The sequence below is a fragment of the Actinoallomurus vinaceus genome (genome assembly GCF_039542055.1).
Lineage (GTDB): Bacteria > Actinomycetota > Actinomycetes > Streptosporangiales > Streptosporangiaceae > Actinoallomurus > Actinoallomurus vinaceus.
In genome coordinates, this window is sequence record NZ_BAABHK010000030.1 from 46,238 (window position 1) to 62,798 (window position 16,561).

Consider the following 16,561-nt stretch of genomic DNA (forward strand, 5'->3'; position numbering starts at 1 on the left):
TCGCCCGGCCGGGTCGCGTTCAGGGCGGCGGGAGAGCGCCTCCGGTCTGGGCGGAGAAGGCGTCCAGCACCGCCGTACGGTCGTGGCCGGCGTCGAGCAGGAGGTGCATGAGCACGCGTGCCTTGAGCGGGTCGAGGCGGGTGGCCGCCATGCCCTCGGGCGTCGGGGCCGGGGCGCACAGGACCACCGGGACGCGACCGGCCGCTTCGGCGAGAAGCGGGGTCGGCAGGGCGAAGGCGGCCGATCCGGCGGGCAGGACGACGATCAGGCCCTCACTGTGGCCGGCGAGGACTCGCAGCAGCTCACCGTCCTCGCCGAGGGCCACCATGTGCAGGCCGACGCGCGGCGCGCGCCCCGCGAAGGGCCCGCCTACCGTGAACCGCTCCGGCGGGCGCCACAGCAGGCGCGGCGCGCCGCTGATCACGTGCCCCAGCGGCCCGGCGGCGGGGGAGGCGAGGGATGGAGCCGCGATGCCGGTCACGGTCACGTACCGGGCGGCGTGGATCTCCCCGTGCGCGACGACCACGCAGCCGAGTCCCTGAAGGTCGGAGGCCGCGACGGCGACGGCGTCCGCCAGGTCGTGCGACGTGCCCGAGGCCGCGGTCAGGACGATGGGGGCGGTCCCCTCATGGAGGAGATCCAGCGCCCAGGCGGTCTCCGCGAGCGTCTCCGGCGGGTGGACGATCACGACGCCGTACGCCCCGTCGTCCACCGCCTGCGCGGCCTCGCGCGCGAGTTCGCCCACCACGGTGAAGGAGGAGCCGGGGCCCGCGGCAGGGCGGCGCTCCACCGCCACCCCGGGCGGGAGGGGCGGTGGCGTCTCGGCCATGGGCGCGGGCATGTCGGGCACGAGCACGGTGACCAGCCGGGCCGACGGCACGGCGCTCTCGGAGGGCGTGGTGGTCGGCTCTTCTCCGGCCTGGGCGGTCTCTGGGGAGGGCGTGGTGGTCGGTTCCCCTCCGGTCGGGGCGGTCCCAGGAGATGGCGTGGTGCCCGGCTGTCCTCCGGTCGGGGCGGCTTCGGGCGAGGATGCGGGGTCCGGCTCTCGCTCGGTGAGCGCGGGCTCGGCGGACGGCGTGGCGTCCGTTTCTCGCTCGGCGGGGAGGGCTCCGTCGGAGGGCGCGTCGGCTGGTGCAGTCGGGGCGGACGGCTCGCCTGCCGGCCTGGCCGGCGGACCGGCGGGCGTCGGCTCGGCGGCCGGTTCGCGAGAGGGCAGGGTCACCTGCCACGACGGCGGCATCGGCCAGGGCGGCGGGCTCACAGAGGCGGTCATGCTCGGCACCTTTCGGCGTCACGCGGCGCCGACGGCGTCCGCCCCGTGATCAAGTTATGGGCGGAAACCTAGTGCATTCACGGCACTGACGAAGGCGACTCGGTGCGAGTGCGGACGGCCGGATCCGGACTGCCGCGTCGCCGCTCACGGGCCCGCGCTCGCCCGCCGTCGTCGACGGTGGTCACGACGGCGACGCCGGTCACGCGCAGGCGCGGGCCGAGGCGCCGCCGGCCCGTCACGGCACCGGTCGACCGGCCGCCCCTCGCCGCTCTCCAGCCGTACCGGAAGGCCGAACGGACCCCGCTCGCCCCGGCGGATCGGGGGGCGGCGAACGTGACAAGGGTTAACGGTCACCGCCGACCCCCGGTGGCCCGGGGCGGTGGGTGCGTCGACGGTCACCGCCGGTCCCTGGTGGAGTCGGGGAGCGGTGGGTGCGATGAGGGCCGACGGAGGCCGCTTGCCCCCGGTGGACCGGGGGCGGTGGGCGGACGAGGCGCAACGGAGGCCGCCGGTTCCTGGTGGCCCGGGGCGGTGGGTGCGTCGAGGGTCACCGCCGGTCCCCGGTGGATTCGGGGAGCGGTGGGTGCGATGAGGGCCGACGGAGGCCGCTCGCCCCCGGCGGACCAGAGGGCGAGCGGTGAAGGTGACGAGGGTCAGCGGTAGGCGTGCTCGGGGCCGGGGAAGGCGCCCGAGACCACCTCGGCCGCGTACTCCTGGACGGCGCCGCGCAGGACGCCCGCCACGTCGGCGTACTTCCTGACGAACTTGGCGGTGTGCGGCGTGAGGCCGGCCATGTCCTGCCACACGAGGACCTGGGCGTCGGTGCCCGGGCCCGCGCCGATGCCGATGGTCGGGATCGACAGCGCGGCGGTGACGCGGTCGGCCAGTTCGGCGGGGACGCATTCGAGCACGACCGCGAACGCGCCCGCGGCCTCGAGGTCCTTGGCGTCGGCCATGAGGCGTTCGCCGTCCTCACCGCGTCCCTGGACGCGGTAGCCGCCGAAGGCGTTCACCGACTGCGGCGTCAGCCCGAGGTGCGCCATGACCGGGATGCCGGCCGCGACCATCGCCTCGACCTGGGGCAGGACCCGCCGGCCGCCTTCGAGCTTGACGGCGTGCGCGCCGGCCTCCTTGAGGAATCGGGCGCCGGCGTGCAGGGCCTCGGCCACGCCGGCCTGGTACGCGCCGAAGGGCAGGTCGGCGACGACCATGGCGCGGGAGGTGCCGCGCACCACCGCCGCGGTGAGGGGGATGAGATCGTCCACGGTGACGGGGATCGTGGATTCGTGGCCGAAGACCACCATCCCGGCGGAGTCGCCGACGAGCAGCACCGGGATCCCGGCGTCGTCGAAGACCCGCGCGGTGAGCGCGTCGTACGCGGTGAGCATGGGCCACTTCTCGCCGCGCTCCTTCGCCGCCGCGATGTCGCGGACGGTCACGCGGCGTCCCGTCTGGCCGCCGTACAGGGTGGTCGGCCGACCGGTCGATACAGACATCGGAAACCTCCTGCCTCGAGGCGCCACGGTGGCGTCCCCGGACGTGCTCGATGATCCCACGAGGTCAACGGCCCGTACAGCCCGGACCTTCCCGACGTCTTTTATGAAACGCTACGGTTGCGTATCGGATGGGGAATAACCTAAGGTGGCGAGCGTTAAGAAACGCAACAGCATCGTATCGATACTTACGAAGGGTCTCATGGATCCGCAGACCATCCACAAGAGGCGCTGGACGATCCTCGGCGTCCTGATCGTCAGCCTGCTCGTGATCGTGCTCGACAACACGGTCCTCAACGTCGCGCTGAAGACGATCGCGGACCCGCGCGACGGCCTCGGCGCCACCCAGGGCCAGCTCGAATGGGCGATCAACTCCTACACCCTCGTCTTCGCCGGCCTGCTGTTCACGTTCGGCGTGCTCGGCGACCGGATCGGCCGCAAGCGCATGCTGATGATCGGCATGCTGCTGTTCGGCCTGGCCTCACTGCTGTCCTCGTACGCCCAGACCCCCGACCAGCTCATCCTCGCCCGCGCGGCCATGGGCTTCGGCGGCGCGGCGGTCATGCCGCAGACCCTGTCGATCATCACGAACGTCTTCGAGCCGCAGGAGCGCGGCCGGGCCATCGGCGTCTGGGCCGGTGCGGTCGGCATCGGGATCGCCGTAGGGCCGATCACCGGCGGCCTGCTGCTCGACCACTTCTGGTGGGGCTCGGTCTTTCTCATCAACGTCCCGATCGTCATCGCCGGCGTGATCGGCATCGCGATCGTCGTGCCGGAGTCCAAGAACGCCGTGCGCGCCAAGATCGACTTCGGTGGCGTGCTGCTGTCGATCGCCGGCCTGATCCTCCTGACGTACGGGATCATCGAGGGCGGTGAGAAGGCGACCGTCACGGCGCCGACCGTGTTCGGTCCCGTGCTCGCCGGGGTCGCGCTGCTCGCGGTGTTCGTCTGGTACGAGTCCCGCATCGAGCACCCCTCGCTGAACGTCCGGCTGTTCCGCGACGGGCGGCTGTCGGCGTCCGTCGGCGCCATCGCGCTGGTCTTCTTCGCGCTCGGCGGCGTCTTCCTGTTCGTCTCGCTGTACCTGCAGAACGTCCGCGGCTACTCGCCGCTGCAGGCGGGCCTGCTCACGCTGCCGCTGGCCGTCGGCCAGATGATCTTCTCGCCGCGCAGCGCCGGGCTGGTCACGCGGTACGGAGCCAAGCGGGTCGCCGCGACCGGCCTGATCATGGTCGCGCTGGCGCTGTTCAGCTACCACTTCACCGCCGTCCACAGCCCGATCTGGATCCTGGAGATCACCTTCTTCGTGCAGGGCGCCGGGATGGCGCTGGTGATGCCCCCGGCCACGACCGCCGTCATGTCGGTGCTGCCGAGGGAGCAGGCCGGATCCGGGTCGGCCATCAACAACATCGCCCGCCAGGTCGCGGTCGCGCTGGGCGTCGCCGTCCTGGGCTCCCTGGTCTCCTCGATCTATCGCAGCGGCATGAAGCCGCACCTGACCGCGCTGCCCGAGCGCCTGCGCGACGTCGCCGGATCGGACATCGGCACGACCACGGGCGTGGCGGAGAAGCTCGGCGCGACGGGGCGGGCGCTCCTCCCGCCGGCGCACGACTCCTTCGTGCACGCCATGCACATCACGTCCGCGATCTCGGCTGCGGTGGCCTTCGTCGGGGCGCTCGTCGTCCTGAAGTGGATGCCCGGTCAGCCGGCGGCGGAGGCCGACACCCCGCCGGTCGAACAGCGAGAAGCCGTCGAGGTATGAGACGGTGATGGGTGATGACGCAGACCACTGACCAGCTCTCCGCGCGGCCGCCGGGCCGGCCGCGCAGCGAGCGCGCCGACAAGGCGATCGTCGACGCCACCCTGGACCTCCTCGCCGAGGAGGGCGGGGTGGCGGGCGTCTCCATCGAGGCCGTCGCCGCGCGCGCCGGGGTCGGGAAGACGACCATCTACCGCCGCTGGCCCAACAAGGAGGCGCTCATCATCGACGCGCTCGCCGCGTTGAAGGAGCCGCTCATCGAGCCGCGCGGCGAGTCGGTGCGCGAGGACCTGATCGCTTGGGCCAAGGTCTTCATCGCGGACAAGAGCGACAAGAAGCGCGTCGACTGCTACTGGAGCATCCTCAGCAGCGCCGAGCGCTATCCGGAGCTGATCACCCGGTTCAACCAGGAGGTCATCGAACCCCGGCGCGAGGCCATACGGCAGGTGCTGCGACGCGGCATCGCCACCGGGGAGCTGCGCCCCGACCTCGACGTCGAGCTGGCCCTGTGGATCCTCACCGGAACCATGGCCCATCGAGCGCGGGCGTCCAGCGCCGGCCCGGTCCCGGAGGACTTCGCCGAGCGGGTCGTCGACGAGCTCATCGCCGGTCTCGGGCGGCACTGACCATCAGTGGCGTGATCTTCCTTCCCTCCAGTCGCCTTTTGGTCATACTTTTACTCGGGGGCTGATGGGCCACAGGGAAGGACTCCGGCGGATGGCCGATTCTTCGGCAAGGACCCTCGTGCTCGGTATCGGCCGGGCCGGCGAGGTCCTCCAGTGCGGGCAGAACTCCTCCGGCGTCCTCGGCCGGCCCCCGGAGGAGGTCGTCGGCGCCGACGTGACCGGCCTGTTCACCGAGGAGAGCAAGGAGGCCCTCACCGGGCTCCTCGACGCCCTCGCGAACCGTCACGAGCGGACCGCCGTCCTCGGCGTGCGGACCGGGGACGGCGAGGCGCGCAACGCCGTGGTCACGGTCCAGCCGATGCACGCGACCGGCGCCGACCCGACCGACCTGATGATGATCCGGGTCGCCGTGATGGACTTGGAACGCTTCACCGACCCGGCGCTGATGCGCCGGGCCATGCTCGACGACGCGCTCGTCCGGATCGGGGCGACGCTCGACCTGGACCAGATGGCGCGGGAACTCGTCGACGTCGTCGTGCCGCACTACTGCAACGCCGCCGGCGTCCTCATCCAGGAGAGCATCGTCGCCGCCGACGAGCACCCCTCGATCGCCGCCGACGGCACCACCGTGCTGCGCCGGGTCGCGCTCGCCACCGACGCCTCGGACCCGAAGTGGAACGCCGCCTTCCCCACCGGGGAGGTCCTCACCTACCCGCCCGGCACGCCGTACACCCGCTGCATGGCCACCGGCGAGCCGGTGCTGGAGCCGCACCTCGACGCCAAGGCCGCCAGGCGGATCGCCCGGCTGTGGCGGCGCAAGCCCGTCGCCAAGCTCCTGGCCGACAGCTCCATGGTGCTGCTGCCGCTGATCGCGCGGGGGACCACGCTGGGGTTCGTCGTCTGCACCCGGAGCGGCGCCCACCGGGCCTTCGACGCGTACGACGTCGAGCTCGGGATGGAGTTCGCCGCCCGCGCCGCCCTCTACATCGACAACGCCCGCCACTACAGCCGCGAGCGCGCGACCGCGCTGACCCTCCAGCGCAGCATGCTGCCCACGGGCCTGACGGCCCCGTCCAGCGTGGCGGTCCGGCACCGCTACCTCCCGGGCAACCAGCTGATCGAGGTCGGCGGCGACTGGTACGAGTCGATCGCCCTGCCAGGCGGCCGCGTCGCCCTCATCGTCGGCGACGTCGCCGGGCACGGCGTGCGCGCCGCCGTCACCATGGGGCGGCTGCGCACCGCCCTGCGGACCATCGTGAACCTGGAGCTGACACCGGCGGACGGCCTGCAGCAGCTCGACGCGCTGATGCGGGAGATGGGCGAGCGGGAGCCCGCCTTCGCCACCTGCGTCTACGCCGTGTACGACGCGACGGACGGCACCTGCGAGATCGCCTCCGCCGGGCACCTGCCGCCCCTGCTGCTGCGCCCGAACGGCACGAGCGAGTTCCTCGACGTCCCGCCCGCGCCCCCGCTCGGCGTCGGCGAGGGGATGATCGAGACCCGCACGTTCACCATCGGGGACGGCAGCGTCCTGGTGCTCTACACCGACGGCCTCGTGGAGAACCGCGGCCAGGACATCGACGACGGCCTCTCCCGGCTGCAGGGACTGTTCGGCGCGGACGCGCTGTTCCGGCCGCTGGAGGAGCTCGCCAAGGCCACCCTCGACAGCGCCTACGCCGACCACGACCGCGACGACATCGCCGTGCTCATCGCCCGCCTGCGGCGGCTGCCCGACGGCGACGTCGCCTCCTGGACACTGCCCGCGCTGCCGTCCGCGGTGCGCGACGCCCGCGCTCGCGTGCGCGAGACGCTCGAACGCTGGGAGTGCGACGAGCTGTCCTTCAGCACCGAGCTGGTGGTGTCGGAGCTGGTGACCAACGCCCTGCGGTACGCCTCCGGCGACATCGGGCTGCGCCTCCTGCGCGACCGTACGCTCGTCTGCGAGGTCCGCGACGACTCCGACGCCCTGCCCCGGGCCCGCCAGGCGGCCGACGACGACGAGGGCGGCCGCGGCCTGCAGGTCGTCCACCGCCTGGCCAAGCGCTGGGGCGCCCGTCCCGTCGCCGACGGCAAGGTCGTCTGGTGCGAGCTGGACCTGCCCGGCCAGGACGACGGCTGGGAGGGCTCCTGGCCAGGTGAGGCCCACCACCTCCCCTGACCCCCTCCTCGGTGATCGCCGAGGATGTGGCCGCCTGGTTCGCGAGAACCCTGATCGCCGAGGGTCTTCGGGGTCATAGGCCCGAAGACCCTCGGCGCAGGCCGGCGTCAGGCGTCGCGGGCGGGGTCGGTGGTGTGGGGGGCGACGATCTCGCGCCACTTGTTGGTGATGGGGAGGCGGCGGTCGCGGCCGAAGTTCTTCGGGGTGATCTTCGGGCCGGGCGGGTACTGGCGGCGCTTGTACTCCGCCGCGTCGACCAGCCGGATCACCCGCTCGACCAGCTCCGGGTCGTGGCCCGCCGCGATCAGCTCGTCGCGGCCCATGTCCTTCTCGACGTAGTCGTCCAGGAGCGCGTCGAGGACGTCGTACGCCGGGAGGGAGTCGGTGTCGAGCTGGCCGGGGCGCAGCTCTGCGGACGGCGGCTTGTCGATGATGTTCTGCGGGATCGGCGCGGTATCGGAGGGGCGTACGAACGGGTGCCCGCCGTCGGTCCGATCGTCGCGCCAGCGGGACAGCGCGAACACCGTGGTCTTCGGGACGTCCTTGATCGGCCCGAACCCGCCGGCGGAGTCGCCGTACAGCGTGGAGTAGCCGGTGGCCAGCTCGCTCTTGTTGCCGGTGGTGAGCACCAGGTGGCCGTGCTCGTTGGACAGGCCCATGAGGATGTTGCCGCGGACGCGCGCCTGGAGGTTCTCGGCTGCGAGGCCGTGCAGTTCGAGCTCGGCCTCGTAGGCGTCGACGATGCCGCGGATCGGGACGGTGCGCGCGTGGAGGCCCTGCCGTTTGACGAGGTCCTCGGCGTCGGTGATGGAGTGGTCGCTGGAGTAGCGGCTCGGCATGAGGACGGCGTGGACGTTCTCGGGGCCGATCGCGTCGGCGGCGATCGTGGCGACCAGTGCCGAGTCGATGCCGCCGGACAGCCCGAGGATCACCGAGCGGAAGCCGTTCTTGCGGACGTAGTCGCGGACGCCGAGCACGAGCGCGCCGTACACCTCGCCGAGGTCACCGAGCGGTTCGGCGCAGGGCGGCTCTTCCGGGGGGTACGGCTCGACGGGGCCTGCGGACAGCAGCACGCGCTCGATCGTGATGGTCGTCCCGTCGCAGCCGTCGGCGGGCGTTTCGCCCGGCGTGAACTCCGCCGGCGCGGGCGGCAGCTCGAGGTCGGCGACGAGCAGGCCCTCCTCGAACTGCGGGCCACGGGCGATCAGCTCGCCCTCGCCGGTGACGATGACGGAGTCGCCGTCGAAGACGAGCTCGTCCTGCCCGCCGACCAGGTTGACGTACGCGAGGGCGCAGCCGGCCTCGCGGGCCCGGCGCGCGCACAGCTCCAGCCGGACGTCGTCCTTGTTGCGCTCGTACGGTGAGGCGTTCGGGACGACGAGCAGCTGGGCACCGGCCTCGTGGGTGACGGTGACCGGGCCGCCCTCCTGCCAGAGGTCCTCGCAGATCGCCACGGCGACGTCGACACCGTGCAGCCGGAACACCGGCAGCCGGTCGCCGCGGACGAAGTAGCGGTACTCGTCGAAGACGCCGTAATTGGGCAGGTGGTGCTTTGCGGTACGGACGACGACCCGGCCCTGGTGGAGCACTGCCGCCGCGTCGAGCGGCGCGCCGGCGGGCTGGCCGACGCGGTCGACGACGTCGGCGCGCCGGTCGAGGTGGCCGAGCACGACCGGCAGCCCGCCGAGACCCTCGTCGGCGAGGCGCCGGGCCGTCGCCTCCAGGGTGGCGATCGACGCGTCCACGAACGACTTGCGCAGGGCGAGGTCCTCCACCGGGTAGCCGGTGAGGGACATCTCGGGAAAGACGACGAGGTGCGCGCCGCGGTCGGCGGCGCGCCGGGTCCATTCGACGGTGCGGCCGGCATTGCCGGTGAGGTCGCCGACGGTCGCGTCCACCTGGGCGAGTGCGATGCGCAGCTGTGCCACGTCTCCGAGACTAAACGGGGTGTTCCTGGACGTGTTCGGCGGTGTTCGGGGCGGGGGATTCGGCGCCTCTTTCCAGGTCGGCGGCGGCCTGGACCAGGGCGCGGATGAGCGGGTTGTCGTCGGCGGTGCGCCAGACGAAGGCCCATTCACAGGGCGGGGCGTCGCGGATGGGCACGAAGGCCAGGCTGGGCCAGGGATAGAAGCGGGCGGCCTCGGCGGCGACCCCGGCGGCCGCCTGGGCGGAGGAGACCGCGGTGAGCGCCTCCTGCCAGGTGGAGACCTTGGGATCGTGCCGGATGGGACGGCCCGAGGGGGTGCGGAAAGGCGCGAGGGTCTCTTCCATATAGGCGGGGATCGACCGGCCCCCGACCAGGGCGCAGTCGCCGAGGTCCTCCAGGCCGACGGCATCGCGCCCGGCGTAGGGATGGTCGGCGCCGACCATCAGCAGCACGGACGAGGTGTGGAGCACCGGGCCGACGGTCAGGTCGGGTTCGCGGACCGGCAGCCACAGCAACGCCACGTCGACCTCGCCGGAGCGGAGCAGGTCCAGCGGGGAGGGCGGCTGGATCTCGCGGTGCTGTAGCCGTGCCCTCGGGTGGCGGGCCTGGAACAGGTCGAGGAGGTCGCCGATCAGCAGGGTCATCGGGCCCATGGTGCCCAGGGTCAGGCTTCCCGTCGTGCCGTGGACGGCCTCCTTCGCGGCGTCGATCCCTTTCAGGATCTGCCGGTATCCCGCATACAGGTCGTCGCGCAACTGCTCGCCGAGGGGGGTGAGACGGACCACGCGGGAGGTGCGGTCGAACAGCGGAGCGCCGATGCCGCGTTCTTGTTTCTTGATCGCCTGGCTGACGCGGGACGGGGTGATGTGGAGCCGCTCGGCGGTCCGGCCGAAGTGCAGCTCCTCGGCGAGCGTCAAGAAGATCTCGATGTCCCGAAGCTCCATCCGTCCCCCCGGATCGTTAACACACAGCTCAACAATCTTTTGATCAAGGCATGCACCGTGAATCTATCGGTCAACAGTGCATGCCGACACCGCCGTACCGATCCCCGTCGCAGCAGGTCATGGCAAGGGCGGGCGGTGAGCCACCGGACCCCCGTACGGTCAGGCGGGCCGGTCGCCGGGCCGGGACCGCAGCGTCCGCACCTCGGAGAAGAGCAGCGGGGTGAGGACGATGAGGATCTGGAGGGACCCCGCCGTCCAGAGGGTGGTGTGCAGGCCGAGCCGGCCGGCCACGGGCGCCACCAGCGCGAGGCCCAGCGGCTGGCAGGCGATCGCGCCCGCCCACTCGTAGGCGCTGACGCGCGACAGCGCGGTCGCCGGGATGTGCTGCTGCAGGGCGGTCTCCCACAGCGTGTTGAAGACCATGAGGACCACGCCGCCGCAGAACGCCGCCACCGCGATGCCGGTCACCGTGAGGCCGGCGGCGAGGGCGAGGGTCGGGAAGGCGAACATCGCCATCATCGCCACACCGGAGCGCAGCGGGAACCGCGGCCGTACGCACAGGGCGATCACGCCGCCGCCGAGGCAGCCGGCACCGAACGTCGCCGAGATCAGCGCCCACGCCCCCGCCCCGCCGAACGACCGGGCGCTCATCGTCGGGCCGAGCACCGAGAACGCGCCGTAGAGCAGGTTGACGAGGGAGGCGGCGACGATGACGCTCCACACCCAGCGCCGCGACCGGAACTCCCGCCAGCCGTCGGCCAGGTCGCGGGTGAACCGCCGGGACCGTTCGTGACCGGCCTGCCGCAGCCGGAGCCGGGACAGGCAGGCGGCACTGACGGCGAACGTCGCGGAGTCGGCGGCGATCGCCCAACCGGGTCCGACGCCGACGACGAGGGCGCCGGCGATCGCGGGCCCGGTGAGCAGTGACGTCGAGAGGGCCAGGACGCGCAGGGCGTTGGCGGGCTGCCGTTGTTCCGGCCTGGTCGTCGCCTGGATGATCCCGGGCACGGCCGGTCCGGACAGCGCGGAGGCGATCCCGTGCACCGTCTGGAAGACCAGCAGGTGCCAGATCCGGGCGGATCCGGTGATCAGAAGGGTCGCCGAGACGCCCTGGACGACGGCGCGGACGAGGTCGGTGCCGAGGATCAGCGCGTGCCGGGGCAGCCGGTCGGCGATGACCCCGCCCGCCAGCGTGAACAGGACCTGCGCCGCGGATCCGGCGGCGAGGACGACGCCGAGGTCGAAGGCGCGGCCGGTGAGGCCGAGGACGGCGAAGGCGAGCGCGGGGGCGACCATCCCGTCGCCGAGCATCGAGGTGCACTGGCCGACGAAGAACCAGCGGAAGTCCCGCTCCCGGAGAACGGACAGTCCGCGCGCCAGGACACAGGAGCTCTGAGCCCGCACCATTCAGCTCGTACGCCGCCTCGAAGGGGATTAACCACCTGAAGTTAGACATTCCGGACTGGTGTGGTCAACCCCTCTTCAGAGATCAGAACTGTCTACTAGTTGAACGCAAGAATTCGGGCTCGACCAGCATGTGTTCATGGCTTGACCTCATTTGTCGGACGAGGGACAGTGAGGCCGCAGCCTCCTGACTGCGCGCTCATGGCCCCGCCCCGCTCTCGAAGAGAGGTCCCGATGAGTGCGTCCCCCGCCAGGCACGGCCGGCGTGTGCCCCGTGCCCTCCTCGCCCTGTTGTCCGCCCTGGTCGTCGCGGGCGCCGCGGCGACGGCCGTCTCCCGCCCGGCGCACGCGTCCGCGCCCGGCGCCCCCGCCGGCTGGACGACGGTGTTCACCGACGACTTCAACGGCCCCGCCGGCTCGGGCGTCGACACCGCGAACTGGCAGTACACCACCGGAACGAGCTATCCCGGCGGCCCCGCGAACTTCGGCACCGGGGAGGTGGAGACGATGACCTCCTCGACGTCCAACGTCTCCCTGGACGGCTCGGGGAACCTGCGGATCACCCCGCAGCGCGACGGCGCCGGCAACTGGACCTCCGGTCGCGTCGAGACCCTGCGCTCGGACCTCCAGCCGCCCGCCGGCGGGAAGCTCCGGGTCGAGGCGCGGATCCAGATGCCGAACGTCACCGGCGCCGCCGCCCACGGCTACTGGCCCGCGTTCTGGATGCTGGGCGCCCCCTACCGCGGCAACTGGTGGAACTGGCCGGGCATCGGCGAGCTCGACATCATGGAGAACGTTCAAGGCATCAACAACGAGTGGGCCACGATGCACTGTGGCACCAGCCCCGGCGGCCCGTGCAATGAGACCACCGGGATCGGCGGCCAGCGGGCCTGCTCACCGACGACCTGCCAGGCCGACTTCCACACCTACGCCCTCGAGTGGGACCGGAGCACGAGCCCGGAGGAGATGCGCTTCTACCTCGACGGCGTCAACTTCCACACCGTCCGCGCCGACCAGGTCGACGCCACCACCTGGGCCAACGCGACGAACCACGGATACTTCATCATCCTCAACGTCGCGATGGGCGGCGGCTTCCCGGCGGCGTACGGCGGCGGCCCGGACTCCGGCACCGTCCCCGGCCACCCCATGCTGGTCGACTACGTCGCGGCCTGGCAGACCGGCGGCGGAGGCGGCACCACCCCGCCCCCGACAGGGAACCGCGGCGCGTACACCCCGATCCAGGCCGAGTCGTACGACCAGCAGTCCGGTGTGAACTCCGAGGCGACGAGCGACAGCGGCGGCGGGCAGGACATCGGCTCCGTCGCCAACGGCGACTGGGCGCTGTACAAGGGCGTCGACTTCGGCTCCACCGCCGCCACGCAGTTCTACGCGCGGGTCGCGAGCGGCGCCGCCGACGGCGTGAGCGGACTGGTCGAGGTGCGCCTCGACAACCGCGCGAACGCGCCGATCGGGAGCTTCGCCATCGCGAACACCGGCGGCTGGCAGAGCTGGCGCACGGTCCCCGCCAACATCAGCGGGGTCACCGGCGTCCATGACGTCTATCTGACCTTCACCAGCGGCCAGCCCGCCGACTTCGTCAACGTCAACTGGTTTGACTTCGGCCACTGAGACGCGTGGGCGCGGGGCGCCCGCCCCGCCCGCCCCGCGCCCATGCCGAGTTCCGCAGAGCCCGCACGGGATGGACGCCGCGAGCCCGGCAGACCATTCCGCGCGGGCTCTCAGGCGGTGAGGGCCTGCCGCCGGCGTCGTACCGCGGGGCCGAGCGCGAGGGCGCCGGCGGCGGCCGCCCCGCACGTGAGGGCGCAGGCGAGCCACGGCGCCCAGGAGGTCAGACCGAGCAGCCCGCCGCCCACCGGCGGGCCGAGCAGCGACGCGATCGCGAACGCCGTGCCGTAGAACCCGCTGTACCGGCCGCGCAGGTGCGGGGGAGCGAGGTCCGCGATGATCGCCATGGACACCGACGCGAACAGGATCTCGCCCAGCGTCCACACCCCGACCGTCGCGGCGAACATCCACGCCGACGAGGCGAACGCGGTGAGCCCGAATCCGGCACCCACCACGGCCACGCCCGCGGCCAGGACCCGGCTGCGGTCGCGGCGGCCGAGCCAGGCGCCGATCAGCGGCTGGACGATGACGATCCCGATGCCGTTGACGGCCATCGCGAAGCCGAACGCCGACGGGGGAAGTCCCGCGCGTCGCATCGCCAGCGGAAGCGTCGAGTACGCCTGCAGATAGACGAAGCCGTAGCACAGGACGACCAGCACCGAGCCGACCGCGACCCGGTCCCGCAGCACGTCCACGAAGCCGCCGGGTTCGCGCTCCGCGCGCCGGCCCCGGGTCTCGGGCACCGCCCGCCAGACCAGGACGCCGCACGCCACGCTGCTGGCCGCGTCCACCCAGAACAGCCACGTGAAACCGGCGCGCGCCAGCGTCCCGCCGAGCACCATCGCCACCGCGAAGCCGAGGTTGATCGCCCAGAACAGCAGCCCGTACGCGCGGGTCCGCTCGGCGGGGCCGATCAGGTCGGCCATCAGCGCCTGCGACGCGGGACGGTACGCGTCGATGGTCAGGCCGAGCACGAACACCAGCGCGATCAGCACGGGCGTCGCGGTGGCGTACCCGAGCGCGAGCATCGCCGCCGCGGTGGCCAGCATCCCGCCGGTCAGGGTGGCGCGCCGCCCGACCCGGTCGGCGAGCACCCCGCCGACGACCTGCGACACGATCGAGCCGAGGCCGAACAGCGCGAGCACGATCCCGGCCGCGGCGACGGACAGGCCGCGCACCCCCGTGAGGTAGAAGGCGAGGAACGGCTCGACCATCGTGCCGAGCCGGTTGACGAAGCTGCCGGTCCACAGCACCCAGAAGGCGCGCGGCAGGCCGCCCACACGTGTGTAGAGGAACGAGGGGAGGCGGGTGGGCGGGGGAACGGGGATCTCCTCGACGGACGTCATGGGGGAATGGTCGACAACCCGTGGGTCCGGCTGAAATTCTTTTAGCGGTGCCTAAATGATCGAGTTCCTCTTCGCCCCCGACGACGTCGCCCGCCTCCGCTTCGCGTTCTCCCCGCTCTGGGAGCTCGCGCACAGCCTGCGCGTGCTGGCCGATCCCTCGCGGCGCGCGCTGCACATGCCGTGGGTGCGCGCGGTACGACCCCGGCTGCGCGGGCTCGACCTGACGCCGCTGCGCGCGCTCGTTCACGCCGACGGGTACATCCCCGACTTCCTCACCCCGCCGCCGGAGACCCCGCTGCCCGACTTCGCCGCGGAACTCGCCATGGTCCGGGCCACGCCCGCCCACCTGGTCGCCGAGGAGATCCTGCACGTCGGACGGCGCAGCACGGGCGCCGTGCCGTTCGAGGAGCAGCGCCGGGCGATGGCGGAGCAGCCCGAGCGCGCGCTCGCGCACGTCGCCGACCTGCTCGGCGCCTACTGGGAGGCGGCGATCGAGGAGCACTGGCCGAAGATCCAGGCGCTGCTGGAGACCGACGTGCTCCGGCGGTCCCGCGCCCTCACCGAGCGAGGTGCCGAGGGGCTGTTCGCCGGGCTCCACGAGGCGGTCCGCTGGCACGGCGATCGGCTCGCCGTCCAGCGTACGTGGCACTACCGGGGCGCGCTGGCAGGGCGCGGGCTGATCCTGGTGCCGAGCGCGTTCGTCTGGCCCTCCGTCTCGATGATGACCCCGCCCTACCGGCCGATGCTGAGCTATCCGGCGTACGGCGTCGGGACGCTGTGGGAGACCGCCCCCGCGGCGCCCCCGGACGCCCTCGCGGCGTTGATCGGCCGGCGCCGGGCGGCGCTGCTCCTCGCGCTCGCGGGCCCGGCGTCGACGACCGAGCTCGCCCGGCGACTGGCGGTGACGCCGGGCGCGATCAGTCAGCACCTCGGGGTCCTGCGCGCCTGCGGCCTGGTGACGGGCCGCCGGGTCGGCCGGCGCGTGCTGTACGCGCGGACGGCCGCGGGCGACGCGCTCGCGGAGGCGGGCGGCGCGATCGACATGGACGTGACCGTGCGCGACTGATTGACTCTGGTGCGTGAGTGGGACGGATGGAACGTCGCGACCCCCTCGGAGGCACCGTGCACCTGATCACCCTCTCCCGGGCGTCCGCCCTGCCCGCGACGGCGGCGGCCTGCCTGCTGGCCGCCTGCGTGCCGGCCGGCCACACCGTGCGAGGCGTCCACCTGGTGGCCGGGAGCACGCTGACCACCTGCACCCACCTGCCGTACGCCCCGTTCCAGTTCCAGCGGGGCAAGGCGATCGTCGGCTTCGACGTCGACCTGATCGACCTGATCGCCCGGCGGCTGGGCGTCCGGCAGAAGATCGTCGACACCCGGTTCACCGCGATCACCTCCGGCCAGGTGTTCGCGGTCGCCGCCTGCGACGTGGCGGCCGCCGGGATGACCATCAACCCGCAGCGGGCGGGGGTGGTCGACTTCTCCCGGCCGTACTTCGACTCCGGGCAGGTGCTGATGGCCCGGCGCGGCGAGCCCGTCACGCCCGGCGCCTTCGGCCCGGGCGGGCTGCGGGTGGGCGTGGTCGCCGGCACGACCGGGCAGGCGTACGCGCGCGTCGAGGGTTGGGAGCCGAAGGCGTACGAGAACGCCACGACCGAGCTCGACGCGCTGCGCACCGGCCAGGTCGACGTGCTCGTCCAGGACGACCCGGTCGTCCGCTACTGGCTCACCGACGAGGCCAACGCCGACTTCGTCCTCGTGCCCGGACTGCGCACCCACGAGCAGTACGGCTTCGCCGTGCGCAAGGGGCACAACCCCGCCCTGGTACGGCTGATCGACCAGGTCATCGCGCAGATCCGGCGGGACGGCACCTACCGGCGCACGTACGAGCGCTGGATGGGCCCGATGCCACCCGACGCCGCGGGCTGACGCCGCCCCCAGGCGTTCTCTCCGGCCGACCGGGCGGCGGCACGCCGCGTTCCGGACCGGGCCGTGGGGTGGGCCG

Annotated in this window: 12 protein-coding genes; 6 read left to right on the top strand and 6 right to left on the bottom strand. The window is 72.7% G+C overall.

Annotated elements, in window-relative coordinates; all coding sequences use genetic code 11:
- Positions 1-19 precede the first annotated feature (19 nt).
- Positions 20-1,273 (bottom strand): asparaginase domain-containing protein, encoded by a 1,254-nt coding sequence (locus tag ABEA24_RS51135; protein ID WP_345443628.1) that lies wholly within the window; start codon positions 1,271-1,273, stop codon positions 20-22.
- A gap of 653 nt (positions 1,274-1,926) precedes the next feature.
- The gene (gene panB / locus ABEA24_RS51140; RefSeq protein WP_345443632.1) at positions 1,927-2,769 is read right to left on the bottom strand and encodes a 3-methyl-2-oxobutanoate hydroxymethyltransferase; all 843 of its coding nucleotides are present in this window, start codon (positions 2,767-2,769) and stop codon (positions 1,927-1,929) included.
- Between the two features lie 199 nt (positions 2,770-2,968).
- On the opposite strand from panB, the gene ABEA24_RS51145 reads away from it, so the two are divergent.
- From ABEA24_RS51145 to ABEA24_RS51155, 3 genes are all read left to right on the top strand, one after another.
- Positions 2,969-4,528, top strand: a complete 1,560-nt coding sequence (locus tag ABEA24_RS51145; RefSeq protein WP_345443634.1) for an MFS transporter — start codon at positions 2,969-2,971, stop codon at positions 4,526-4,528.
- A 14-nt stretch (positions 4,529-4,542) separates the two neighbouring features.
- Positions 4,543-5,151 (top strand): TetR/AcrR family transcriptional regulator, encoded by a 609-nt coding sequence (locus ABEA24_RS51150; RefSeq protein ID WP_345443637.1) that lies wholly within the window; start codon positions 4,543-4,545, stop codon positions 5,149-5,151.
- 91 nt (positions 5,152-5,242) lie between these two features.
- Complete coding sequence (locus ABEA24_RS51155; protein ID WP_345443640.1) at positions 5,243-7,309, top strand: ATP-binding SpoIIE family protein phosphatase; 2,067 nt, start codon at positions 5,243-5,245, stop codon at positions 7,307-7,309.
- Between the two features lie 107 nt (positions 7,310-7,416).
- Here the strand turns inward: ABEA24_RS51155 and ABEA24_RS51160 are convergent, their stop codons facing one another.
- The 3 genes from ABEA24_RS51160 to ABEA24_RS51170 form a co-directional block, all read right to left on the bottom strand.
- Positions 7,417-9,237 (bottom strand): NAD+ synthase, encoded by a 1,821-nt coding sequence (locus tag ABEA24_RS51160; protein ID WP_345443643.1) that lies wholly within the window; start codon positions 9,235-9,237, stop codon positions 7,417-7,419.
- A 10-nt stretch (positions 9,238-9,247) separates the two neighbouring features.
- Complete coding sequence (locus tag ABEA24_RS51165; RefSeq protein WP_345443646.1) at positions 9,248-10,180, bottom strand: LysR family transcriptional regulator; 933 nt, start codon at positions 10,178-10,180, stop codon at positions 9,248-9,250.
- A gap of 159 nt (positions 10,181-10,339) precedes the next feature.
- Positions 10,340-11,587 (bottom strand): MFS transporter, encoded by a 1,248-nt coding sequence (locus ABEA24_RS51170; RefSeq protein ID WP_345443649.1) that lies wholly within the window; start codon positions 11,585-11,587, stop codon positions 10,340-10,342.
- A 231-nt stretch (positions 11,588-11,818) separates the two neighbouring features.
- Here ABEA24_RS51170 and ABEA24_RS51175 point away from each other — a divergent pair, with 231 nt between their 5' ends.
- Positions 11,819-13,213: a glycoside hydrolase family 16 protein gene (locus ABEA24_RS51175; protein WP_345443651.1), complete on the top strand. Its 1,395-nt coding sequence runs from the start codon at positions 11,819-11,821 to the stop codon at positions 13,211-13,213.
- Between the two features lie 110 nt (positions 13,214-13,323).
- Here ABEA24_RS51175 and ABEA24_RS51180 read toward each other — a convergent pair whose 3' ends face one another.
- Entirely contained in the window at positions 13,324-14,556 is a 1,233-nt protein-coding gene (locus tag ABEA24_RS51180; RefSeq protein ID WP_345443654.1) for an MDR family MFS transporter, read from the bottom strand.
- Between the two features lie 55 nt (positions 14,557-14,611).
- Here ABEA24_RS51180 and ABEA24_RS51185 point away from each other — a divergent pair, with 55 nt between their 5' ends.
- Both ABEA24_RS51185 and ABEA24_RS51190 read left to right on the top strand, forming a co-directional pair.
- Positions 14,612-15,622 carry an ArsR/SmtB family transcription factor gene (locus ABEA24_RS51185; RefSeq protein ID WP_345443656.1) on the top strand — a complete coding sequence of 337 codons (1,011 nt, stop codon included), beginning with the start codon at positions 14,612-14,614 and terminating at the stop codon, positions 15,620-15,622.
- 26 nt (positions 15,623-15,648) lie between these two features.
- Entirely contained in the window at positions 15,649-16,485 is an 837-nt protein-coding gene (locus ABEA24_RS51190; protein ID WP_345443659.1) for an ABC transporter substrate-binding protein, read from the top strand.
- The last annotated feature ends 76 nt before the right edge of the window (positions 16,486-16,561 follow it).